Here is a 22,296-nt window from a genome sequence, read left to right on the forward strand (position 1 = left end):
CGAATAGGCCGCACCCAAGACCTCCACACCGCCCGCCCCCCCCCCCCCCCCCTCCCCCCCTCCCCCCCCCCCCCCCCCCCCCTCCCCCCCCCCCCCCCCCCCCCCCCCCCCCCCCCGGGACCTGGTTACTTGTCCCGCAGGGACAGGACGTAGCGCCGGCCCGGGTTGCCGCCCGGCGTGGTGAACTCCTCGGCCAGGGTCATGCCCAGACGCTCCGCCACCGCCACCGAACGCGCGTTCCGGGCGTCGATCATCGCCACCACGTACGGGACACCGGCCGCGCGGACCCGCTCCACCGTGGCCAGCGCAGCGGCGTACGCGTAGCCCCGCCCCCACGCGGCGCGCCCCAGCCGCCACCCGATCTCGATCTCGCCGACCGGCCCCCACGACTTCTCCGCCGGCCAGGGCTGCGCGCCGGTGAAGCCGATCACCGCGCCCTCCCCGTCCAGCAGGGTCCACAGGCAGTAGCCCAGCTGGGCATCGTGCATACGCTGGCGCGCGGACAACTCCTCGTACGCGGACAGCTCCGCGGGACCTCCCAGGAACTCCATGACGTCGGGGTCGGCGAAGGCCGCGTGCCAGGCGTGCGCGTCCTCGTCGGTGGGCACGCGGAGCTGTACGGCGGGAAGCGGCCGGGTCGGCGAGGTGGTCATCGGAGGCACCCTTCGGATCGCGATCTCTCTCGCTGCATAGACTGCACACGTCCGGTGCCGTCTGGCACCCTATATCGAGCCTTCGGGAGATCCCGCAGTGACCGAGCTCCTCTCCGAACACTCCGCGGACGTGATCGTCGTCGGGGCCGGGCCCGCCGGCTCGACCACCGCCTACTACCTCGCCAAGGCCGGATTGGACGTCCTGCTGCTGGAGAAGACGGCGTTCCCGCGCGAGAAGGTCTGCGGCGACGGCCTGACCCCGCGCGCCACCAAGCAGCTGGTGGCCATGGGCATCGACATCTCCGAAGAGGCCGGCTGGCTGCGGAACAAGGGCCTGCGGATCATCGGCGGCGGGCAGCGGCTCCAGCTGGACTGGCCGGAACTCGCCTCCTATCCGGACTACGGACTCGTCCGCAAGCGCGACGACTTCGACGAGACCCTGGCCCGCCAGGCGCAGAAGGCCGGTGCCCGGCTGTACGAGCGCTGCACCGTCGGCGAGCCCGTGCGCGACGCGCGTACCGGCCACATCACCGGCGTGCACGCGAAGCTCGGCGAGGAGAAGACCCCGGTCACCTTCCACGCCCCGCTGGTCGTCGCGGCCGACGGCAACTCCTCCCGGCTGTCCCTGGCGATGGGCCTGCACCGGCGCGAGGACCGCCCGATGGGCGTGGCCGTGCGGACGTACTTCACCTCGCCGCGGCACGACGACGACTACCTGGAGTCCTGGCTGGAGCTGTGGGACCGGCGCGGCGCGCAGGACCGGCTGCTGCCCGGCTACGGCTGGATCTTCGGCATGGGCGACGGCACCTCCAACGTCGGCCTCGGCATCCTCAATTCCTCCTCCGCCTTCAAGGAGCTGGACTGGCGCGAGGTCCTCAAGGCCTGGTGCGCCTCCATGCCGGAGGACTGGGGCTACACCCCCGAGAACATGACGCAGCCGATCCGCGGCGCGGCCCTGCCGATGGCCTTCAACCGGCAGCCGCACTACACCAAGGGCCTGCTGCTGGTCGGCGACGCGGGCGGGCTCGTCAACCCGTTCAACGGCGAGGGCATCGCGTACGCCATGGAGTCGGGCCAGATCGCGGCCGACGTCATCGTGCAGGCCCAGGCCCGCGCCACCCCGGCCCAGCGCGAGCTGGCGCTGCACAACTACCCGAAGGTGCTCAAGGAGACCTACGGCGGCTACTACACCCTGGGCCGCGCCTTCGTGAAGCTGATCGGCAACCCGAAGGTGATGAAGATCGCCGCCCAGCGCGGCCTGACCCACCCGGTCCTGATGCGGTTCACGCTGAAGATGCTGGCCAACCTGACCGACCCGACGGGCGGCGACGCGATGGACCGCATCATCAACGGCCTCTCGAAGGTGGCCCCGAAGGCCTGAGCCGACCGGTCAGCCGTCCGTGCCCGTGCCCGCCTCGGTGGGTGCGGGCACGTCCGCGTCCGGTGCCGTATCCGGGCGGCCGTGGACGGTACGCACGCACCTGGTCAGCAGGACCAGCCCGCACACCAGCAGTGCCCCCGAGACGGTCCAGCCGAGGCCCAGCGTGAGCGGGTGGCCGGGCTTCTGCCAGGGGCGGGCGGTGGTCAGCAGCCAGCCGCCCACCGCGAGCAGGCCGAGCCCGAGCGCGGCCGGGACCGCGCCGGGGTCGTCGGCGCCGGGGGATGCGTACGGCTTCGGATTCACGGGACCACCACCTCCGGGGGCGGGTCGGGGCGGCCCTTACGGCCGGGCGCGCTCCCGCTATCTTCGCAGGGCCTCGGCCGGTTCCACACGGGCCGCCCGCCAGGCGGGACAGAGCCCGGCCAGCAGCCCGGTGACCAGGCCGGCGAGCGGAGCCGCGGCGACGGTGGCCGGATGGATCACCGGGGTCCAGTCCCGGGCGAGTGCGACGGCGACCACGGTCAGCTCGCCCAGCGAGGTCCCGACCAGGCCGCCCAGAGCCCCCAGAGCCGCAGACTCGGTGAGGAACTGGGCCGAGATGTGCCGCCCCCGGGCACCGAGCGCCCGGCGCAGCCCGATCTCCCCGGTCCGCTCCAGCACGGCGACCAGGGTGGTGTTGGCGATCCCGACCGCGCCGATGACCAGGCAGATCCCGGCGAGCAGCAGGAAGAGCGCGCTCGGGTCGGCGGTGACACCGGAGCGCAGCATCCGCGGATCGGGCGGCGGGACGGCCTTGAGGTACTCGGCGTGGTCGGGGCGCAGCGCGAGCGAAGCGAGGCCGGAGACCTGGCGGGCGGCGCCGAGTTCGGTGGAGATCAGCATGGACGCGCCGCCGGGCGAGGGCGGCCCCCAGAGCTGCTCGGCGGTGGTGGGCGGGACGAACACCGACATCAGGCGTTCGGGCCGGCGCCGGAACCTCGTCGGCATCTGGGGCGCGGTCGAGAAGGCGTACCAGGAGCGGCTCGTCGAGGAGCACGCCGAGACGCTCGCGCTCTACAAGAAGCAGCGGGAGGCCCGCTTCAAGCTGGCGGCCTCGCTGGCCTGAGAAGGCCCTGGGGCCCGGGGACACCCCTCGGAGGCCCGGAGAACGCCAAGAACAGCCCCCGGGCCGGTACTCCACCCCCGAGCGGGGGAGTACCGGCCCTGGGGCCGTGGACTGAGCGGTGCTCAGAGGACGCGGACGGCGCCCGTCGGCTTGTCGTAGCTGAGGTTGCGCTCGACGATGCCCGTGCTGGGGTTCTGCGCGCCGACGAACTTGCCGCCGCCGACGTAGATGGCGACGTGGTACGCGCTGCCCTTGGAGCCCCAGTACAGGATGTCGCCCGGCTGCAGGGCGCTCAGCGACACCGAGGTGCCGGCCGAGGACTGCGCCTGGGACATGCGCGGCAGGCTGATGCCGGCCTGGCGGTACGCGGCCTGGACGAGACCGGAGCAGTCGAAGGAGGACGGGCCGGTGCCGCCCATCACGTACGCCTTGCCGACCTGCGCGCGGGCGAAGTTGACGATGGCCGCGGCGGAGCCGGTGGCCGGGGCGGAGACCGTGCCGGTGCCCTGCGGGGCGGCGGTGCTCTTGAGCGTCGTGCGCTCGGAGCCGGAGCTGCGGCTGGAGCGCTCGGCCTCGGCCTTGCGGACGGCCTCTTCCTTCGCCGTCTGCTCGGCCTTCTCGGCGTCGGCCTTCTTCTGGGCCTCTTCCTTGGCCTGCTTCGCCTCGGCGGCGGCGCCGGTACGGGCGCTCTCCTCCTGGGCGGTCAGTTCGCCTTCGACGGCGGCGAGACGGGTGTTCTCGGCGGCCACGGTGACGGCGGAGGAGACGTCGGCGCCCAGGTCCAGGCTGAGGACCGGCATTTCGAGCGTCGTCTCGGCCACGGGCTCTGCGGACGGGGACGCGCTCGCGGTGCCGGCCATGGCCAGGGTGCTGAGGACGCCACCGGCAACTCCGGCGCGGACCGCGAGCTTCGAGGCGCTTCGGCGGGGCTTCCGGTGGCTGGGTATGTGAGCGGTGTGGGACATGAGGACAACCGCTATCAGGGTGCCCGGGTTCCCTTCAAGAAACGTGGGTTGCGCCACAGTTGCGCGAGAAAGGCGCGAACCGGGCGCACCCGGCTCCTTATTGACGCCGTAACGGGCGAATCGGACAGGCCCTCACAGGGCTGTGATCATGGGGTTTCGGAATTAAGTCCGAATTGATCCTTGACCTACCATCACTCCGCACAGATGGCCAAGCCCTCTTTCGGAGGGCTCGATTCAGAGTGGCGCAGGTCACAGCAACGTCACGCCATGCGGACGCTGTGCCCCTCCCGTGACCTTCCTGTGAACGCGCCGAGAGGTTCGTGAACGGATGCACGCGCTCGCGCGGTCCCCCGCGCCGGCGGCGGTGCGGGTCTGGATGTACCCCTAGGGGGTGTCTCGCCGGGCAGGGCGGACCCGACGCGCCCCTCGCGGTCGCCCCCGCCCGCCCTCCGTCCCACCGCCTGCCCCGCGTCCACCTCCGTACACATGGGCTCCCCCGCCCGGGGGACGCCAATCCCCTTATCACCCCGCCACCCCTCCTGCCAATTTGCCTGCACCGAGCATCGTTTGATAGGGCAAGCCGCCTTCTACCTGCGGTAACGGGCCCGGATGTCACCTTTGGTAACCATGCGGATGCTTCGCGTATGTAGATCACCACTCATCGGACTGCATGATCGTTCGTCAGGTGGTGGAGATCACAAACTCGGTGTTGCAACCCGTGTCGCAGATCACAGACGAGCAGGCATAAGATGCGCAGCAGTCCGGCTTGTGAACTGCCTCACATGCAAGCGCTTGATCGAAAGCGTGATCTTCGCGAGGCGGCGCACGCGGCGGCGGTCCAACGGTCAAGGACGACTGGAAGGAGCGAGGAGCGTGAATGCGTACGCACCCATCCTCGTGCTCGGCGCCCTCGGCGCAGGGTTTGCGATCTTCTCCGTGGTCATGGCCACGCTGATCGGCCCAAAACGGTACAACCGGGCAAAGCTTGAAGCCTACGAGTGCGGCATCGAGCCGACGCCGATGCCGGCCGGCGGTGGCCGCTTCCCCATCAAGTACTACCTGACGGCGATGCTCTTCATCGTCTTCGACATCGAGGTTGTCTTCCTCTACCCCTGGGCCGTCACCTTCGACTCCCTGGGGATCTTCGGGCTCGTCGAGATGCTGCTCTTCGTGCTCACCGTCTTCGTCGCCTACGCCTACGTGTGGCGCCGCGGCGGCCTGGAATGGGACTGAGGGGCTGAATTTTCCATGGGACTGGAAGAGAAGCTGCCGAGCGGCTTTCTGCTGACCACCGTCGAACAGGCCGCGGGATGGGTGCGCAAGTCGTCCGTCTTCCCGGCGACCTTCGGTCTGGCCTGCTGCGCCATCGAGATGATGACCACCGGAGCGGGCCGGTACGACCTGGCCCGCTTCGGCATGGAGGTCTTCCGCGGCTCCCCGCGCCAGGCCGATCTGATGATCGTGGCCGGGCGGGTCAGCCAGAAGATGGCGCCGGTGCTGCGGCAGGTGTACGACCAGATGCCCGCTCCCAAATGGGTCATCTCCATGGGGGTTTGTGCATCTTCAGGCGGAATGTTCAACAACTACGCGATCGTCCAGGGCGTCGACCATATCGTCCCGGTGGACATCTACCTGCCCGGCTGCCCGCCGCGCCCCGAGATGCTGATGGACGCGATCCTCAAGCTCCACCAGAAGATCCAGGGCTCCAAGCTCGGCGTGAACCGGGAAGAAGCGGCCCGTGAGGCGGAGGAGGCGGCCCTCAAGGCCCTCCCCACCATCGAGATGAAGGGGCTGCTCCGGTGAGCGAGACCCAAGAGCCGGAGAACGGCAGCAACGTCCCTGCGCCGCGCGCCCAGGGCCCCGAGGTCATCGGCGTCCGCAAGGGCATGTTCGGCGCCGCGGGCGGCGGCGACACCAGCGGCTACGGCGGCCTCGTGCGGACCGTGGCCATGCCGGGCGCGACGAGCCGACCGTACGGCTCCTACTTCGACGAGGTGGCCGACGAGCTCGAAGGCGCCCTGGAGGAGCAGGACCTGGTCCCCGGGAACGCCATCGAGAAGACGGTGGTCGACCGGGGCGAGCTCACCTTCCACATCGCCCGCGAACACCTCGTGCTGGTCGCGCGCACCCTGCGTGACGACCCGGCCCTGCGCTTCGAGCTCTGCACCGGCGTCTCCGGCGTGCACTTCCCCGGGGACAAGGGCCGCGAGCTGCACGCCGTCTACCACCTGCGCTCGCTCACGCACGGCCGGATCCTGCGGCTGGAGGTGTCCGTCCCGGACAGCGACCCGCACGTCCCCTCGCTCGTCTCCGTCTACCCGACCAACGACTGGCACGAGCGCGAGACGTACGACTTCTTCGGCCTGATCTTCGACGGGCACCCGGCCCTCACCCGGATCATGATGCCGGACGACTGGCAGGGCTTCCCGCAGCGCAAGGACTACCCGCTCGGCGGCATCCCCGTCGAGTACAAGGGCGCCCAGATCCCGGCTCCCGACCAGCGGAGGTCGTACAGCTGATGTCCCCCATCTCGAATGGCGCAGAAAACCACGCCTCCGCTCGCGAGACGACCGAGGGCACCGTCTACACCGTCACCGGCGGCGACTGGGACGAGATCGTCCGGTCCGCGGCCAGGGCCGACGACGAGCGGATCGTCGTCAACATGGGTCCGCAGCACCCGTCCACCCACGGAGTGCTGCGCCTGATCCTGGAGATCGACGGCGAGACGGTCACCGAGGCCCGCTGCGGCATCGGCTACCTGCACACCGGCATCGAGAAGAACCTCGAATTCCGGAACTGGACGCAGGGCACCACCTTCGTGACGCGCATGGACTACCTGACGCCGTTCTTCAACGAGACGGCGTACTGCCTCGGCGTCGAGAAGCTGCTCGGCATCACCGACCAGATCCCGGACCGCGCCACCGTCATCCGCGTCCTGCTGATGGAGCTCAACCGGCTCTCCTCCCACCTGGTGTGCATCGCCACCGGCGGCATGGAGCTGGGCGCGACCACGATCATGATCTACGGCTTCCGCGACCGCGAGCTGATCCTCGACATCTTCGAGCTGATCACCGGACTGCGCATGAACCACGCGTTCGTCCGCCCCGGCGGCCTCGCCCAGGACCTGCCCCCGGGCGCCGTCGATCAGCTCCGCGAGTTCGTCAAGACCATGAAGAAGAACCTGCCGGAGTACGACAAGCTCGCCACCGGCAACCCCATCTTCAAGGCCCGCATGCAGGACGTCGGCTACCTCGACCTCACCGGCTGCATGGCGCTCGGCGCCACCGGCCCGATCCTGCGCTCCGCCGGCCTGCCGCACGACCTGCGCAAGTCGGACCCGTACTGCGGCTACGAGAACTACGACTTCGACGTGCCGACCACCGAGAGCTGCGACTCCTACGGGCGGTTCCTGATCCGCCTGGAGGAGATGCGCCAGTCGCTGCGGATCGTCGAGCAGTGCCTGGAGCGCCTGGAGCCGGGACCGGTGATGGTCGCCGACAAGAAGATCGCGTGGCCCGCGCAGCTCGCGATGGGCCCGGACGGCCTCGGCAACTCGCTCGACCACATCAGGAACATCATGGGCACCTCCATGGAGGCCCTCATCCACCACTTCAAGCTGGTGACCGAGGGCTTCCGGGTACCGGCCGGCCAGGCGTACACGGCCGTCGAGTCGCCCAAGGGCGAGCTCGGCGTGCACATGGTCTCCGACGGCGGCACCCGCCCCTACCGGGTCCACTTCCGCGACCCGTCCTTCACCAACCTGCAGGCCATGGCCGCGATGTGCGAGGGCGGCCAGGTCGCCGACGTCATCGTCGCCGTCGCCTCCATCGACCCCGTGATGGGAGGCGTCGACCGATGACCGCCAGTCCTTCGAACCAAAGGGTCTCGCTGGGCATGCCCCAGCTGCCGGCCCCCGACTTTCCGGCGGAGGTACGCGAGCGCCTCGAAGCCGACGCCAAGGAAGTCATCGCCCGCTACCCCGACAGCCGCTCCGCGCTGCTGCCGCTGCTGCACCTGACCCAGTCCGAGGAGGGCTACGTCTCGCGCACCGGCATCCGCTTCTGCGCCGAGGTACTGGGCCTGACCACCGCCGAGGTCACGGCGGTGGCGACCTTCTACACGATGTACCGGCGGCGGCCCTCCGGCGACTACCAGGTCGGCGTCTGCACGAACACCCTGTGCGCGGTGATGGGCGGCGACGCCATCTTCGAGGAGCTCAAGGAGCACCTCGGGGTCGGCAACAACGAGACCACCCCCGACGGCAAGGTCACCCTCGAACACATCGAGTGCAACGCGGCCTGCGACTACGCCCCCGTGGTGATGGTCAACTGGGAGTTCTTCGACAACCAGACCCCCCAGTCCGCCAAGGCCATGGTCGACGACCTGCTGGCCGGCCGCGAGGTCTCGCCGACCCGGGGCGCCCCGCTGTGCACGTACAAGGAGACCGCCCGGATCCTGGCCGGCTTCCCGGACGAGCGCGAGGGCGCGGTCGAGGCGACCGGCGGCGCCGGCCCCGCCTCCCTGATCGGGCTGCGCATCGCGCGCGGCGAGTCCGCGCACACCCCGATCGTCCACCCGCGCGGCGAGGCCACCACCGAGGGAGGGGAGTGATGTCGGTGTCTTCCGAACTGAGCAACGGGGGCAACGGGGGCACATCCCACCCGGAGACCGGCGGAGGGACCAGCCCGGAGAAGCTCCTCGCCCCCGTGCTGTCCTCCTTCTGGGACGAGCCGCGGTCGTGGACGCTGGAGACCTACCGGCGGCACGAGGGGTACGAGGGCCTGCGCAAGGCGCTCGCGATGACCCCGGACGACCTCATCGCCTACGTGAAGGACTCGGGCCTGCGCGGACGCGGCGGCGCAGGCTTCCCCACCGGAATGAAGTGGCAGTTCATCCCGCAGGGCGACGGGAAGCCGCACTACCTCGTCGTGAACGCCGACGAGTCGGAGCCGGGAACCTGCAAGGACATTCCCCTCCTCTTCGCCAACCCGCACTCCCTCATCGAGGGAATGATCATCGCCTGCTACGCGATCCGCTCGGAGCACGCCTTCATCTACCTGCGCGGGGAGACGGTGCCCGTACTGCGGCGCCTGCACGAAGCCGTGCGCGAGGCGTACGCGGCCGGGTACCTCGGCAAGGACATCGACGGCACCGGCCGCAACCTGGACATCACGGTGCACGCGGGCGCGGGCGCGTACATCTGCGGTGAGGAGACGGCGCTGCTCGACTCCCTCGAAGGCCGACGCGGCCAGCCCCGGCTGCGTCCCCCCTTCCCCGCGGTCGAGGGGCTCTACGCGTGCCCCACTGTCGTCAACAACGTGGAGTCGATCGCCTCGGTTCCCGCGATCCTGCACAAGGGCAAGGACTGGTTCAAGTCGATGGGGACCGAGAAGTCCCCCGGCTTCACGCTGTACTCGCTCTCCGGGCACGTCGTCGGCCCCGGCCAGTACGAGGCCCCGCTCGGCATCACCCTGCGCCAGCTCCTCGACATGAGCGGCGGCATGCGCCCCGGGCACCGGCTGAAGTTCTGGACCCCGGGCGGCTCCTCCACCCCGATGTTCACCGACGAGCACCTCGACGTCCCGCTCGACTACGAGGGCGTCGGCGCCGCCGGCTCGATGCTCGGCACCAAGGCACTCCAGTGCTTCGACGAGACCACCTGCGTGGTGCGGGCCGTGACCCGGTGGACCGAGTTCTACGCCCACGAGTCCTGCGGCAAGTGCACACCGTGCCGCGAAGGCACGTACTGGCTGGTCCAGCTGCTCCGCGACATCGAGGCCGGCCGGGGCGTCATGTCCGACCTCGACAAGCTGAACGACATCGCCGACAACATCAACGGCAAGTCCTTCTGTGCGCTCGGCGACGGTGCGGCCAGCCCGATCTTCTCCTCGCTCAAGTACTTCCGCGAGGAGTACGAGCAGCACATCACGGGCAAGGGCTGCCCCTTCGACCCCAGGAAGTCGACCCTCTGGGCCGACACGGAGGTGAACGCATGACCGTCACCACTCCAGCGGCCTCCGGGGGCGGAGCGGCGGTTCCACCGGAGAACACCGTCTCGCTGACCATCGACGGGGTCGAACTGTCCGTGCCCAAGGGCACCCTCGTCATCCGGGCCGCCGAGCAGCTCGGCATCGAGATCCCCCGGTTCTGCGACCACCCCCTCCTCTCCCCGGCCGGCGCCTGCCGCCAGTGCATCGTCGAGGTCGAGGGCCAGCGCAAGCCGATGGCCTCCTGCACCATCACCTGCACCGACGGCATGGTCGTCAAGACCCAGCTGACCTCCGAGGTCGCCGACAAGTCCCAGCGCGGGGTGATGGAGCTGCTGCTCATCAACCACCCGCTGGACTGCCCGGTCTGCGACAAGGGCGGCGAGTGCCCGCTGCAGAACCAGGCGATGTCGCACGGCAACGCCGAATCGCGGTTCGAGGGCAAGAAGCGCACCTACGAGAAGCCGGTCCCGATCTCCACGCAGGTGCTGCTGGACCGCGAGCGGTGCGTGCTGTGCGCGCGCTGCACCCGCTTCTCCAACGAGATCGCCGGCGACCCGATGATCGAGCTCCTGGAACGCGGCGCGCTCCAGCAGGTCGGCACCGGCGAGGGCGACCCCTTCGAGTCGTACTTCTCCGGCAACACCATCCAGATCTGCCCGGTCGGCGCCCTCACCTCGGCCGCCTACCGGTTCCGCTCCCGCCCCTTCGACCTCGTCTCCTCCCCGAGCGTGTGCGAGCACTGCGCGGGCGGCTGCGCGACCCGCACCGACCACCGCCGCGGCAAGGTGCTGCGCCGCCTCGCCGCCGAGGATCCCGAGGTCAACGAGGAGTGGATCTGCGACAAGGGCCGCTTCGGGTTCCGCTACGCGCAGCGCCCCGACCGGCTGACCACCCCGCTGGTGCGCAATGCCGCCGGGGTCCTGGAGCCGGCGAGCTGGCCCGAGGCCCTGGAGGCCGCGGCGAACGGACTGGCCGCCGCGCGCGGCCGGGCCGGAGTGCTGACCGGCGGCCGGCTCACCGTCGAGGACGCCTACGCGTACGCCAAGTTCGCGCGGGTGGTGCTCGACACCAACGACATCGACTTCCGGGCCCGCGTGCACAGCGCCGAGGAGGCCGACTTCCTGGCCTCGGAGGTCGCCGGGTACGGGGTCGACCTCGGCGGGCAGGGCCTTTCGTACACCGCCCTGGAGGCGGCCCCGGCCGTGCTGCTCGTCGGCATCGAGGCGGAGGAGGAGGCCCCCGGCGTCTTCCTGCGGCTGCGCAAGGCCCACCGTAAGCGGAAGCAGCGGACCTTCTCCGTGGCCCCCTTCGCCACCCGCGGCCTGGACAAGGCCGGCGGCACCCTGCTGGCCGCCGCCCCCGGCACCGAGCCCGAGTGGCTAGAGGCGCTGGCCTCCCGGACGGGCCTGGAGACCGGCGGCGCCGAGGCCGCCGAGGCACTGCGGCTGCCCGGCGCGGTCATCCTCGTCGGGGAGCGCCTCGCCGGGGTGCCGGGCGCGCTGACCGCCGCCGTACGGGCCGCCGGCGTCACCGGGGCCACCCTGGTGTGGATCCCGCGCCGGGCCGGTGAGCGGGCCGCCGTCGAGGCGGGCGCGCTGCCGTCCCTGCTGCCGGGCGGCCGCCCCGCCACCGACCCGCGGGCCCGTGACGAGGTCGCCACCGCCTGGGGCCTGGACGAACTCCCGCACCGCTACGGCCGCGACACCGGCCAGATCGTCGAGGCCGCGGCGACCAGGGAGCTCTCGGCCCTGCTGGTCGCGGGCGTCGAGGTCGCCGACCTGCCGGACCCGGCCCGCGCGCGGACCGCCCTCCAGGAGGCCTTCGTGGTCTCGCTGGAACTGCGGCCCAGCGAGGTCACCGACCACGCGGACGTGGTCCTCCCGGTCGCCGCGGTGGCCGAGAAGGCGGGCGCGTTCATCAACTGGGAGGGCCGGGTCAGGCCGTTCGAGGCCGCGCTCAAGCCCGACCAGATGACCCGCCGGCTCGCCCCGGCCGACGCCCGCGTGCTGCACATGCTGGCCGACGCCGCCGACCGGCCGATCGCTCTGCCCGACGTACACGCCGTACGCCGGGAGATCGACCGGCTCGGCCCGTGGGCCGGGGAGCGGGCCGCCGCGCAGAGCGCGGACACGGCGGTGCTGCCCCGCCCGGGCTCCGGCGAGGCGGTCCTCGCGGGCCACCGGCTCCTCCTGGACCTCGGCCGGCTGCAGGAGGGCGACGACGCCCTGGCCGGCACCCGGCACGAGGCGAACGCCCGGCTGTCGGCCGCCACGGCCGCCGAGACCGGCGTCAAGGACGGCGACGTCCTCGCGGTCACCGGCCCGGCCGGCTCCGTGGAACTCCCGCTCCGGATCACCGAGATGCCCGACCGCGTGGTCTGGCTCCCGCTGAACTCCACCGGCTCCGGCGTCCTCGCCGACGCCGGCGCCCGCCCGGGCACCCTCGTACGCATCGGCCCGGCGACCCCGGCCGGCGCAGGCGACACCACTGCGGAGGTGGGCGCGTGAACACCGTTCAACTCGCTGCCGAGGACCTGTCCCTGTTCGGGCGGGACGTCTGGTGGCTCGTGGTCGTCAAGGCGGTGTTCTGCTTCGCCTTCCTGATGGTGACGGTGCTGTTCTCCATCGTGTGGGAGCGCAAGGTCGTCGCCTGGATGCAGCTGCGCATCGGCCCGAACCGGCACGGCCCCTGGGGCATGCTCCAGTCGCTCGCCGACGGCGTGAAGCTGATGCTCAAGGAAGACCTGATCGTCAAGCGGGCCGACAAGGTCATCTACATCCTGGCCCCGATCATCGCGGCGATCCCGGCCTTCATGGCCATCGCGGTGATCCCCTTCGGCCCCCCGGGCGACGAGGTCTCCATCTTCGGCCAGCGCACCACGATGCAGCTGACCGACCTGCCCATCGCGATGCTCTACATCCTCGCGGTGGCCTCGGTCGGCATCTACGGCATCGTGCTGGCGGGCTGGTCCTCCGGCTCGACCTACCCGCTCCTCGGCGGCCTGCGCTCCTGCGCGCAGATGATCTCCTACGAGATCGCGATGGGTGCGGCCTTCGCCTCGGTCTTCCTCTACTCCGGGTCGATGTCGACCTCGGCGATCGTCGAGGCCCAGGCCGACCGCTGGTTCATCATCCTGCTGCCGGTGTCCTTCATCATCTACGTCGTCACGATGGTCGGCGAGACGAACCGCGCCCCCTTCGACATGCCGGAGTCCGAGGGCGACCTGGTCGGCGGCTTCAACACCGAGTACTCGTCCATCAAGTTCGCGCTGTTCATGCTGGCCGAGTACGTCAACATGGTCACCGTCTCGGCGGTCTCGGTCACCCTCTTCCTGGGCGGCTGGCGGGCCCCGTACCCGATCAGCTCCTTCTGGGAGGGCGCGAACCACGGCTGGTGGCCGATGCTCTGGTTCGTCCTCAAGGTGCAGCTGCTGCTGTTCTTCTTCATCTGGCTGCGCGGCACGCTGCCCCGCGTGCGCTACGACCAGCTGATGAAGCTCGGCTGGAAGGTCCTGATCCCCGTCTCGGTGGTCTGGCTGATGCTGGTGGCCACCGTCCGGGCGCTGCGCAACGAGGCGTACGACTTCAGCGAGATCGTCCTCTACGTCGGCGGCGCCGTCGTGGCGATCCTGCTGCTCTCCTTCGTCGCGGACGTCTTCCGCGACAAGCGGGAGAAGAAGACGGCGGCCGCGGAAGCGGTGCACGACGCCGAGCCCTTCGACCCGCTGGCGGGCGGATTCCCCGTACCGCCGAAGCCCGGCCAGCACCTGGCGCCCGTACCGCGCAGGCGCTCCCGCACCGAGCGGGAGCTGATTGTCAGTGGCGGGACGAATACTGACAGTGACCGAGAGGAGGCTTGAGAGATGTCCGACGAGAAGTGGCAGAACCCGGTGGCGGGCTTCGGCGTGACCTTCAAGGCCATGTTCAAGAAGCGCCTCACCGAGCAGTACCCGGAGCAGCAGAAGACGACCGCACCGCGCTTCCACGGACGGCATCAGCTCAACCGGCACCCCGACGGTCTGGAGAAGTGCATCGGGTGCGAGCTGTGTGCCTGGGCCTGTCCCGCCGACGCGATCTACGTGGAGGGTGCGGACAACACCGAGGAGGAGCGCTACTCCCCGGGTGAGCGGTACGGCGCCGTCTACCAGATCAACTACGCCCGCTGCATCCTGTGCGGGCTGTGCGTGGAGGCGTGCCCGACGAGGGCGCTGACCATGACGAACGAGTTCGAACTGGCCGACTCCAGCCGCGAATCGCTCATCTACACCAAGGAGCAGCTGCTGGCCGGCCTGACCGAGGGCATGGTCGAGGCACCGCACTCGATCTTCCCCGGCACGGACGACACGGACTACTACCGGGGCCTGGTGACCGGGGCCGCCCCGGGCACCGTCCGGCAGGTCGCCGTCTCCAAGGGCGAAGTCGCCCCGGAGAACGGGCAGTCGACGGAGGTGGACGCATGAGCGCCCTCGCCGCCTCCGCCGCATCCATGACCTCCACGGGCGAGGCGATCCAGTTCTGGATCCTCGGCACGGTCGCCGTCATCGGCGCTCTGGCCACGATCCTGATGAAGAAGGCCGTGCACAGCGCGCTCAGCCTGGCCGGGACCATGATCATCCTGGCCGTCTTCTACCTCGCCAACGGGGCGTACTTCCTGGGCGTCGTCCAGGTCATCGTCTACACCGGCGCGATCATGATGCTCTTCCTCTTCGTGGTCATGCTCGTCGGCGTCACCGCCGCCGACTCCCTGAAGGAGACCATCAAGGGGCAGCGCTGGCTGGCCGTCCTGTGCGGGCTCGGCTTCGGCACCCTGCTGATCGGCGGCATCGCCAACGCCGGGCTCACCCACTTCAACGGGCTCGGCCGGGTCAACTCCGGCGGGCACATCGAGGGCCTGGCGCAGCTCATCTTCACCAAGTACGTCTTCGCCTTCGAGATCACCGGCGCGCTGCTGATCACCGCGTCCGTCGGCGCGATGGTGCTCACCCACCGCGAGCGCACCGAACGGGCCGCCACCCAGCGCGAACTCGCCGAGAAGCGGGTCCGCGAGGGCGTCCAGCTCCCGCCGCTCCCCGCCCCCGGCGTCTACGCCCGGCACAACGCGGTGGACGTCGCCGGTCTGCTGCCGGACGGCACCCCGTCCGAGCTGACCGTCAACCGGACCCTGCGCGCCCGGGGCCAGATCCGGGACGTCTCCAGCCAGGCCATCGACGACCTCAAGGCACTGGAGCAGGCCTCCTCGGAGCGCCTCGGCCGTGAGGAGGCCTCGAAGTGAATCCCGTCAACTACCTGTACCTGGCGGCCCTGCTGTTCACGATCGGTGCCACCGGGGTCCTGATCCGCAGGAACGCGATCGTGCTGTTCATGTGCGTCGAGCTGATGCTCAACGCCTGCAACCTCGCCTTCGTCGCGTTCTCCCGGATGCACGGCAACCTCGACGGCCAGATCATCGCGTTCTTCACGATGGTCGTCGCCGCCGCGGAGGTCGTGGTCGGCCTGGCGATCATCGTGTCGCTGTTCCGTACCCGCCACTCGGCCTCGGTCGACGACGCCAGCCTGATGAAGCTGTAAGGGGTCGCTGTGGAGAACCTGATTGCGCTGCTGATCGCGGCGCCCCTGCTCGGAGCGGTGGTGCTGCTCTGCGGCGGCCGGCGCCTCGACAAGGTCGGTCACTGGATCGGCACCCTGCTCGCGGGCGTCTCCTTCGGGATCGGCGTCGTACTGTTCGCCGGCATGCTGGGGCGCACGGCCGAGGACCGGACCCTGACGCAGAACCTGTACACCTGGATCCCCGTCGAGGGCTTCCAGGCGGACATGGCCTTCCAGCTGGACCAGCTGTCGATGACCTTCGTCCTGCTGATCTCCGGGGTGGGCACGCTCATCCACGTGTACTCGATCGGGTACATGGAGCACGACGAGCGCCGCCGCCGCTTCTTCGGCTACCTGAACCTGTTCGTCGCGGCGATGCTGCTCCTGGTCCTCGCCGACAACTACCTGCTGCTGTACTTCGGCTGGGAGGGCGTGGGTCTCGCCTCGTACCTCCTGATCGGCTTCTGGCAGCACAAGCCCAGCGCGGCCACCGCCGCGAAGAAGGCCTTCCTGGTCAACCGCGTCGGCGACATCGGCCTGTCGATCGCGATCATGCTGATGTTCACCACCTTCGGGACCTTCGCCTTCGAGCCGGTGTTCGCCTCCGTGGGCAAGACCTCGGAGGGCACGCTGACGGCCATCGGCCTGATGCTGCTGCTGGCCGCCTGCGGCAAGTCGGCCCAGGTCCCGCTGCAGTCCTGGCTCGGTGACGCGATGGAGGGCCCGACCCCGGTCTCGGCCCTGATCCACGCGGCCACCATGGTGACGGCGGGCGTGTACCTGATCGTCCGCTCCGCCGCCGTCTTCAACGGGGCGCCGGACGCACAGCTGGTGGTCACCGTCGTGGGTGCGGTCACGCTCCTCTTCGGTGCGATCGTCGGTTGCGCGAAGGACGACATCAAGAAGGCCCTGGCGGGCTCGACGATGTCGCAGATCGGCTACATGATCCTCGCCGCGGGCCTCGGCCCGATCGGCTACGTCTTCGCGATCATGCACCTGGTGACGCACGGCTTCTTCAAGGCGGGCCTCTTCCTCGGCGCGGGTTCCGTGATGCACGGGATGAACGACGAGGTCGACATGCGCAGGTACGGGGCCTTGAGGAAGTACATGCCGGTCACCTTCGTCACCTTCGGCCTCGGATACCTGGCGATCATCGGCTTCCCGGGGCTGTCCGGCTTCTTCTCCAAGGACATGATCATCGAGGCGGCCTTCGCGAAGGGCGGCACCGAGGGCTGGATCCTGGGCGGCGTGACCCTGCTGGGCGCCGGCATCACCGCCTTCTACATGACCCGCGTCATGCTCCTCACCTTCTTCGGCGAGAAGCGCTGGCAGCCGGACGCTGAGGGCCACCCGCCGCATCCGCACGAGTCCCCGAAGTCCATGACCGTCCCGATGGTCATCCTGGCCTTCGGTTCGGTCTTCGCCGGAGCCTTCTTCGAGATCGGCGAGCGCTTCCTGAAGTGGCTGGAGCCCGTCACGGGCTACTCGCACGGCAACCCGCCGGTCAGCGCCATGACGGTGACCGCGGCCACCATGGTGATGCTCCTCGTCGGAGTCGGCATCGCCTGGGCGATGTACGGCAAGCGGCCCGTCCCGGTCGTCGCCCCGCGCGGCTCGATCCTCACCCGGGCGGCCCGCAAGGACCTCTACCAGGACGACTTCAACCACGTCGTGCTGGTGCGCGGCGGGGAGCACCTGACCCGCTCGCTCGTGTACCTCGACCACAGCGTGGTCGACGGGGTGGTCAACGGGACGGCCGCCTCGGTCGGCGGGCTCTCGGGCCGCCTGCGCAAGCTGCAGAACGGCTACGCCCGCAGCTACGCGGTCTCGATGTTCGGGGGCACGGTGGTCCTGATCGCCGCGACCCTGCTGATGAGGGCGGTGTGAAATGAGTTTCCCGCTTCTGACGGTGACGGCCGCGGTCCCCGCGGTCGGCGCGATCCTGACGGCGGCCGTACCGGCCGCCCGCAGGGCCGCCGCCAAGTGGCTCGCGCTGCTCTTCTCGCTGGCGACACTGGCCCTGGCCGTGCTCGTCGCGGTCCGCTTCGACCCGAGCGGTGACCGCTACCAGCTCACCGAATCCCGGTCCTGGATCGCCGACTTCGGCGTCCGCTACGAGCTGGGCGTGGACGGGATCGGGGTGGTGCTCATCGGGCTCACCGCGGTTCTGATGCCGTTCATCATCCTTGCGGGCTGGCATGACGCCGACCCGTTGGAGACGAAGAGCCAGCGCTGGCGGCCCACCCAGGGCTTCTTCGCCCTGATCCTGATGGTCGAGGCGATGGTGATCATCTCCTTCGAGGCCACCGACGTCTTCCTCTTCTACATCTTCTTCGAAGCCATGCTCATCCCGATGTACTTCCTCATCGGCGGCTTCGGGGACCGTGCCACTTCCTCCCGCTCAGCCGCTGCCGCGGCGGGCGGCTCCGAGGAGAACGCGGCCGCGCAGCGCTCGTACGCGGCGGTCAAGTTCCTCCTCTACAACCTGGTCGGCGGCCTGATCATGCTGGCGGCCGTCATCGGCCTCTACGTGGTCGCCGGGAACTTCTCCCTCCAGGAGATCACCGCCGCCCGGGCCGCGGGCACGCTCGACATGTCGGCCAACACCGAGCGGCTGCTGTTCCTCGGGTTCTTCTTCGCCTTCGCGATCAAGGCCCCGCTCTGGCCGCTGCACACCTGGCTGCCGAACGCGATGGGCGAGTCCACCGCTCCGGTCGCCGTACTGATCACCGCGGTCGTCGACAAGGTCGGCACCTTCGCGATGCTCCGCTTCTGCCTCGGGCTCTTCCCCGACGCCAGCAAGTGGGCCACGCCGGTGATCTTGGTACTGGCCCTGATCAGCATCGTCTACGGCGCGCTGGTCGCGGTCGGCCAGCGGGACATCAAGCGGCTGGTCGCCTACGCCTCGATCTCGCACTTCGGCTTCATCATCCTGGGCATCTTCGCGATGACCTCCCAGGGCCAGTCCGGTGCCACCCTCTACATGGTCAACCACGGCCTGTCGACGGCGGCACTGATGCTGGTGGCCGGCTTCCTGATCTCGCGGCGCGGCTCGCGGCTCATCGCCGACTACGGCGGCGTCCAGAAGGTGGCCCCGGTCCTCGCCGGCACCTTCCTGATCGGCGGCCTCGCCACCCTGTCGCTGCCGGGCCTCGCGCCCTTCGTCAGTGAATTCCTGGTCCTGGTCGGCACGTTCGCCCGGTACCCGGTCGTCGGCATCATCGCCACCACCGGCATCGTGCTCGCCGCCCTCTACACACTGGTCCTCTACCAGCGCACGATGACCGGCCCCGTGAAGGAGGAGGTCCGCACCATGCCGGACCTGCGCCTGCGGGAGGTGCTGGTGGTCGCCCCGCTGATCGCCCTGCTGATCGGGCTGGGCGTCTACCCGAAGGTCCTCACCGACATCGTCAACCCGGCGGTGGAGCACACCATGTCGGACGTGAAGCAGACGGACCCGCAGCCCGAGGTCGACGTCGAAGCGAAGAACGGGGAGGTGGCGAAGTGAGCACGCTGACTTCCGCCCACAGCCTGTGGACACTGGCGGCCGAGGCACCGGCCGACCGGATCCCGGCACCGACCATCGAGTACGCACAGCTCGCGCCCACGCTGATCGTGGTGGGTGCGGCGGTGCTCGGGATCCTGGTCGAGGCCTTCGTGCCCCGCAAGTCCCGCTACTACGTACAGGTGTTCCTCACCGTCGCCGCGCTGGCCTCGGCCTTCGCCGCGGTCGTCGGCCTCGCGGCCGGCGGGTACGGGTCCGGCAAGGCCCACATCGCCGCGATGGGCGCCATCGCCGTGGACGGCCCGGCGCTCTTCCTGCAGGGCACCATCCTGCTGGCCTCGGTCGTGGCGGTCTTCACCTTCGCCGAGCGGCGCCTGGACCCCGCGGCGCACGGGAACCGGGTGGACTCCTTCGCCGCCCAGGCGGCCTCCGTACCGGGCAGCGACAGCGAGAAGGCCGCCGTCAAGGCGGGCTTCACCACCACCGAGGTCTTCCCGCTGGCCCTGTTCGCGATCGCCGGCATGCTGATCTTCCCGGCGGCCGACGACCTGCTGACGCTGTTCATCGCCCTTGAGGTGTTCTCCCTCCCGCTGTACCTGCTCTGCGCCGTCGCCCGCCGCCAGCGGCTGATGTCGCAGGAGGCCGCGGTGAAGTACTTCCTCCTGGGCGCCTTCTCCTCCGCCTTCCTCCTCTTCGGCATCGCGCTGCTCTACGGGTACGCGGGCTCGGTCTCGTACGCGGCGATCGCCGACGTGGTCGACGGCACGGTCGCGAAGATCGACCCGGCGCTGGCCTCCACCATGGGCAACGACGCGCTGCTGCTCATCGGCGGCGCGCTGATCCTCATGGGCCTGCTCTTCAAGGTCGGCGCGGTCCCCTTCCACATGTGGACCCCGGACGTCTACCAGGGCGCCCCGACCCCGGTCACCGGCTTCATGGCGGCGGCGACCAAGGTGGCCGCCTTCGGCGCCCTCCTGCGCCTCCTCTACGTGGTCCTGCCGGGGCTGCGCTGGGACTGGCGTCCGGTGATGTGGGCGGTGGCCATCGTCACCATGCTCGCGGGCGCGGTGATCGCCGTCACCCAGACGGACGTCAAGCGACTGCTCGCCTACTCCTCGATCGCGCACGCGGGCTTCATCCTGGCCGGTGTGATCGCGACCTCGGCGCAGGGCGTCCAGTCCGTCCTCTTCTACCTGGGCGCCTACTCCTTCGTGACGATCGGCGCCTTCGCGGTGGTCACGCTGGTGCGCGACGCGGGCGGAGAGGCCACGCACCTGTCCAAGTGGGCGGGGCTGGGCCGGCGGTCGCCGCTGACGGCGGCCGTCTTCGCGGTGTTCCTGCTCGCCTTCGCGGGCATCCCGCTGACCTCCGGCTTCACGGGCAAGTTCGCCGTGTTCAGTGCGGCGGCGGAGAGCGGCGCCGGGGTGCTGGTCGTGATCGGTGTCATCTCGTCCGCGATCGCCGCGTTCTTCTACATCCGGGTGATCGTCCTGATGTTCTTCAGCGAGCCGAAGGCCGACGGCCCGACGGTGGCGGTCCCCTCGCCGCTGACGATGACCACCATCGCGGTGGGCGTCGCCGTCACCCTGGTCCTGGGCCTCGCCCCGCAGTACTTCCTGGACCTGGCGGGGCAGGCGAGCACGTTCGTCCGCTGATCCGGTCCGTCGTCACCGGACAGGGCCCGGCTCCCCTCAGGGGAGCCGGGCCCCGTCACGTGTGTGGCCGGGGCCGGCTAGTGGCCGTGCCCGTGTCCGGCGCCTCCCGCGGCCGGGCTCTTCTTGGGGCAGGTCAGCGCCGGGTTCCAGTTGTGGAAGCGGCCGGCCGGGTTCTCCTTGTACGCCCACATGTGCAGGTCGTAGTGCTTGGGCATGCCCGCCCAGTGGCCCGGCATCGGCCCGTCGAAGGGCAGCCCGAACATGCTCGGCCGGTCGTCGCTGGTCTTCAGGTCCTGGTCCCGGTCGGTCGACATCCACTCCACCGTCTCGAGCTTGCGGCGGCCGCCCCGGTCCTTGTCCTTGCTGTAGAGGAGCGCGGTCGGCCTGGCGGGGTCCTTCGAACCCCAGTTGGCCTGCTTCACGTAGTGGTAGCCCATGGCGCCCACCCCGAACGGGTTGGTCATGCATTCCTCGCCGTGCGGGACGTACCCGTCCCTGAGCGCCGCCCGCTCGTCCGCGTACTTGGCCGTCACCGCGATGGCCGTCGCCATGTCCCGCATGGCCTGCTTGTTCCGAGGGTCGGGCGCGGGCCCCTCCACCCCGTGCGCCGGGACCACGGCGGCCAGGCCCAGCGATACGGCGGCGGTGATCACGAGGGTGGCCTTGCGGAGATGGGGGGACATGGGGGCTCCTGCCGTCGACGGGCTTTCGTCCACCATCCCGGCGCCCCGCGGGCCCTGCACGCCGCGGACCCCCAAACGGGGGTCCGACACCACCGCCTGACACCGCGTGAGGGTCAGGCGGTGCGCGCCGCGTACGCGCGGACGTCCGCGTCCGGCCAGCCCGTATTCTTCTGCCGAATTCCTCCAGGCCCTGCAGGCGGGCACGAGCGGCCTGTGGGCCCTGGAAGCGGGCGTCTGGCTGCTGGAACACCACGGTGTCTGGCTCCAGGATCCGCGTCTGCGGCCCTACGTCGACGGCGGTGTCCAGGAGGACGGCACGGTGTGGGCCGGATTCGACGTCAAGCGCGTCGACGCGGCCATTGACGCGGGTGCGCTCGGCGAGTGGGGTGAGGACATCGCCGTCCTGTGTTTCATCCTCAGCCTGTGCGGGGACTACCCCGTCTCGCTCCGCTACAACTGCGAGAACCTTTCCGAAGAGACTCTCGGCCTCATGTCCAAGGCCCTGTTCCTCGCGAACGGCTACGAAGAGCCGCACCAGCTGCCCTGACCCCCGCTGAGGCAGGATGGCCCTGGCCGCCGGAGGCGTTCGCCGAGGCGCGCGAGCGCGGCGTGCCGGTCATGCCCAGCGGCGGGGGGGGGGGGGGGGGGGGGGGGGGGGGGGGGGGGGGGGGGGTGGGTGTGGGGGGGGGGGGGGGTGGGGTGCGGCGGCGCGGGCCGTCGCTCGATGCCGATCGTGGGATCGCCTTCGATCTAGCCCTGGCGGTGCCACCAGCC

Annotated in this window: 21 protein-coding genes and 1 pseudogene; 17 read left to right on the top strand and 5 right to left on the bottom strand. The window is 70.3% G+C overall.

Annotation, left to right across the window (positions count from 1 at the left end; all coding sequences use genetic code 11):
* Positions 1-125: 125 nt before the first annotated feature.
* Entirely contained in the window at positions 126-653 is a 528-nt protein-coding gene (locus tag ACZ573_RS00485) for a GNAT family N-acetyltransferase (protein ID WP_471297394.1), read from the bottom strand.
* A gap of 97 nt (positions 654-750) precedes the next feature.
* Between ACZ573_RS00485 and ACZ573_RS00490 the strand changes: the two genes are divergently transcribed.
* Positions 751-2,034: a geranylgeranyl reductase family protein gene (locus ACZ573_RS00490; RefSeq protein WP_030722345.1), complete on the top strand. Its 1,284-nt coding sequence runs from the start codon at positions 751-753 to the stop codon at positions 2,032-2,034.
* 9 nt (positions 2,035-2,043) lie between these two features.
* On the opposite strand, the gene ACZ573_RS00495 is transcribed toward ACZ573_RS00490, so the two are convergent.
* Entirely contained in the window at positions 2,044-2,337 is a 294-nt protein-coding gene (locus ACZ573_RS00495) for a hypothetical protein (protein ID WP_471297396.1), read from the bottom strand.
* 57 nt (positions 2,338-2,394) lie between these two features.
* Positions 2,395-3,003: pseudogene (locus ACZ573_RS00500) on the bottom strand (ABC transporter permease); the annotation flags it as partial.
* Here ACZ573_RS00500 and ACZ573_RS00505 point away from each other — a divergent pair.
* The gene (locus ACZ573_RS00505) at positions 2,915-3,139 is read left to right on the top strand and encodes a hypothetical protein (protein WP_471299106.1); all 225 of its coding nucleotides are present in this window, start codon (positions 2,915-2,917) and stop codon (positions 3,137-3,139) included. The pseudogene ACZ573_RS00500 and the gene ACZ573_RS00505 overlap by 89 nt on opposite strands.
* Before the next feature lie 122 nt (positions 3,140-3,261).
* Here ACZ573_RS00505 and ACZ573_RS00510 read toward each other — a convergent pair whose 3' ends face one another.
* Positions 3,262-4,104, bottom strand: coding sequence for a C40 family peptidase (locus ACZ573_RS00510; RefSeq protein ID WP_471297398.1), 843 nt, complete (start codon positions 4,102-4,104; stop codon positions 3,262-3,264).
* An 873-nt stretch (positions 4,105-4,977) separates the two neighbouring features.
* On the opposite strand from ACZ573_RS00510, the gene ACZ573_RS00515 reads away from it, so the two are divergent.
* Genes ACZ573_RS00515 through nuoN form a run of 14 tightly spaced genes read left to right on the top strand, consistent with a single transcriptional unit; the run spans position 4,978 to position 20,839 of the window.
* A complete protein-coding gene (locus ACZ573_RS00515) occupies positions 4,978-5,337 on the top strand; it encodes an NADH-quinone oxidoreductase subunit A (RefSeq protein ID WP_030010013.1) in 360 nt (119 codons plus the stop codon).
* A 15-nt stretch (positions 5,338-5,352) separates the two neighbouring features.
* Positions 5,353-5,907 carry a NuoB/complex I 20 kDa subunit family protein gene (locus tag ACZ573_RS00520; protein ID WP_007265818.1) on the top strand — a complete coding sequence of 185 codons (555 nt, stop codon included), beginning with the start codon at positions 5,353-5,355 and terminating at the stop codon, positions 5,905-5,907.
* Positions 5,904-6,623, top strand: coding sequence for an NADH-quinone oxidoreductase subunit C (locus tag ACZ573_RS00525; RefSeq protein ID WP_471297400.1), 720 nt, complete (start codon positions 5,904-5,906; stop codon positions 6,621-6,623). Before ACZ573_RS00520 ends, ACZ573_RS00525 begins: the two co-directional genes overlap by 4 nt.
* On the top strand, positions 6,623-7,963 hold the full coding sequence (locus ACZ573_RS00530) for an NADH-quinone oxidoreductase subunit D (protein WP_471297402.1): 1,341 nt from the start codon (positions 6,623-6,625) through the stop codon (positions 7,961-7,963). Before ACZ573_RS00525 ends, ACZ573_RS00530 begins: the two co-directional genes overlap by 1 nt.
* The gene (gene nuoE / locus ACZ573_RS00535; RefSeq protein WP_471297404.1) at positions 7,960-8,715 is read left to right on the top strand and encodes an NADH-quinone oxidoreductase subunit NuoE; all 756 of its coding nucleotides are present in this window, start codon (positions 7,960-7,962) and stop codon (positions 8,713-8,715) included. The genes ACZ573_RS00530 and nuoE overlap by 4 nt, the downstream gene beginning before the upstream one ends.
* Positions 8,715-10,100: an NADH-quinone oxidoreductase subunit NuoF gene (gene nuoF, locus ACZ573_RS00540; protein WP_471297406.1), complete on the top strand. Its 1,386-nt coding sequence runs from the start codon at positions 8,715-8,717 to the stop codon at positions 10,098-10,100. The genes nuoE and nuoF overlap by 1 nt, the downstream gene beginning before the upstream one ends.
* Positions 10,097-12,601 carry an NADH-quinone oxidoreductase subunit G gene (locus ACZ573_RS00545; RefSeq protein WP_471297408.1) on the top strand — a complete coding sequence of 835 codons (2,505 nt, stop codon included), beginning with the start codon at positions 10,097-10,099 and terminating at the stop codon, positions 12,599-12,601. Before nuoF ends, ACZ573_RS00545 begins: the two co-directional genes overlap by 4 nt.
* Positions 12,598-13,953, top strand: coding sequence for an NADH-quinone oxidoreductase subunit NuoH (gene nuoH, locus ACZ573_RS00550; protein ID WP_471297409.1), 1,356 nt, complete (start codon positions 12,598-12,600; stop codon positions 13,951-13,953). Before ACZ573_RS00545 ends, nuoH begins: the two co-directional genes overlap by 4 nt.
* A 3-nt stretch (positions 13,954-13,956) precedes the next feature.
* Positions 13,957-14,553, top strand: a complete 597-nt coding sequence (gene nuoI, locus ACZ573_RS00555; RefSeq protein WP_471297411.1) for an NADH-quinone oxidoreductase subunit NuoI — start codon at positions 13,957-13,959, stop codon at positions 14,551-14,553.
* On the top strand, positions 14,550-15,365 hold the full coding sequence (locus tag ACZ573_RS00560) for an NADH-quinone oxidoreductase subunit J (protein ID WP_301368012.1): 816 nt from the start codon (positions 14,550-14,552) through the stop codon (positions 15,363-15,365). The genes nuoI and ACZ573_RS00560 overlap by 4 nt, the downstream gene beginning before the upstream one ends.
* Complete coding sequence (gene nuoK, locus ACZ573_RS00565; RefSeq protein ID WP_030027720.1) at positions 15,362-15,661, top strand: NADH-quinone oxidoreductase subunit NuoK; 300 nt, start codon at positions 15,362-15,364, stop codon at positions 15,659-15,661. The genes ACZ573_RS00560 and nuoK overlap by 4 nt, the downstream gene beginning before the upstream one ends.
* Positions 15,662-15,670: 9 nt before the next feature.
* Positions 15,671-17,566, top strand: coding sequence for an NADH-quinone oxidoreductase subunit L (gene nuoL, locus ACZ573_RS00570; RefSeq protein ID WP_471297414.1), 1,896 nt, complete (start codon positions 15,671-15,673; stop codon positions 17,564-17,566).
* A 1-nt stretch (position 17,567) separates the two neighbouring features.
* Complete coding sequence (locus ACZ573_RS00575) at positions 17,568-19,187, top strand: NADH-quinone oxidoreductase subunit M (RefSeq protein WP_471297416.1); 1,620 nt, start codon at positions 17,568-17,570, stop codon at positions 19,185-19,187.
* 5 nt (positions 19,188-19,192) lie between these two features.
* Positions 19,193-20,839 (top strand): NADH-quinone oxidoreductase subunit NuoN, encoded by a 1,647-nt coding sequence (gene nuoN / locus ACZ573_RS00580; RefSeq protein ID WP_471298980.1) that lies wholly within the window; start codon positions 19,193-19,195, stop codon positions 20,837-20,839.
* A gap of 77 nt (positions 20,840-20,916) precedes the next feature.
* On the opposite strand, the gene ACZ573_RS00585 is transcribed toward nuoN, so the two are convergent.
* A complete protein-coding gene (locus tag ACZ573_RS00585) occupies positions 20,917-21,522 on the bottom strand; it encodes a hypothetical protein (protein ID WP_471297418.1) in 606 nt (201 codons plus the stop codon).
* A 106-nt stretch (positions 21,523-21,628) separates the two neighbouring features.
* On the opposite strand from ACZ573_RS00585, the gene ACZ573_RS00590 reads away from it, so the two are divergent.
* Positions 21,629-22,069, top strand: a complete 441-nt coding sequence (locus tag ACZ573_RS00590) for a hypothetical protein (protein WP_471297420.1) — start codon at positions 21,629-21,631, stop codon at positions 22,067-22,069.
* Positions 22,070-22,296 lie beyond the last annotated feature (227 nt).

This window comes from Streptomyces sp. NPDC040545, assembly GCF_055595065.1.

Excerpts from the sequence above, each read along its gene's own strand:
- ACZ573_RS00485 (WP_471297394.1), bottom strand. The coding sequence starts at position 653 with ATGACCACCTCGCCGACCCGGCCGCTTCCCGCCGTACAGCTCCGCGTG.
- ACZ573_RS00505 (WP_471299106.1), top strand. The coding sequence starts at position 2,915 with ATGGACGCGCCGCCGGGCGAGGGCGGCCCCCAGAGCTGCTCGGCGGTG.
- ACZ573_RS00510 (WP_471297398.1), bottom strand. The coding sequence starts at position 4,104 with ATGTCCCACACCGCTCACATACCCAGCCACCGGAAGCCCCGCCGAAGC.
- ACZ573_RS00520 (WP_007265818.1), top strand. The coding sequence starts at position 5,353 with ATGGGACTGGAAGAGAAGCTGCCGAGCGGCTTTCTGCTGACCACCGTC.
- ACZ573_RS00530 (WP_471297402.1), top strand. The coding sequence starts at position 6,623 with ATGTCCCCCATCTCGAATGGCGCAGAAAACCACGCCTCCGCTCGCGAG.
- nuoE (WP_471297404.1), top strand. The coding sequence starts at position 7,960 with ATGACCGCCAGTCCTTCGAACCAAAGGGTCTCGCTGGGCATGCCCCAG.
- nuoF (WP_471297406.1), top strand. The coding sequence starts at position 8,715 with ATGTCGGTGTCTTCCGAACTGAGCAACGGGGGCAACGGGGGCACATCC.
- ACZ573_RS00545 (WP_471297408.1), top strand. The coding sequence starts at position 10,097 with ATGACCGTCACCACTCCAGCGGCCTCCGGGGGCGGAGCGGCGGTTCCA.
- nuoI (WP_471297411.1), top strand. The coding sequence starts at position 13,957 with ATGTCCGACGAGAAGTGGCAGAACCCGGTGGCGGGCTTCGGCGTGACC.
- ACZ573_RS00560 (WP_301368012.1), top strand. The coding sequence starts at position 14,550 with ATGAGCGCCCTCGCCGCCTCCGCCGCATCCATGACCTCCACGGGCGAG.
- ACZ573_RS00575 (WP_471297416.1), top strand. The coding sequence starts at position 17,568 with ATGAGTTTCCCGCTTCTGACGGTGACGGCCGCGGTCCCCGCGGTCGGC.
- ACZ573_RS00585 (WP_471297418.1), bottom strand. The coding sequence starts at position 21,522 with ATGTCCCCCCATCTCCGCAAGGCCACCCTCGTGATCACCGCCGCCGTA.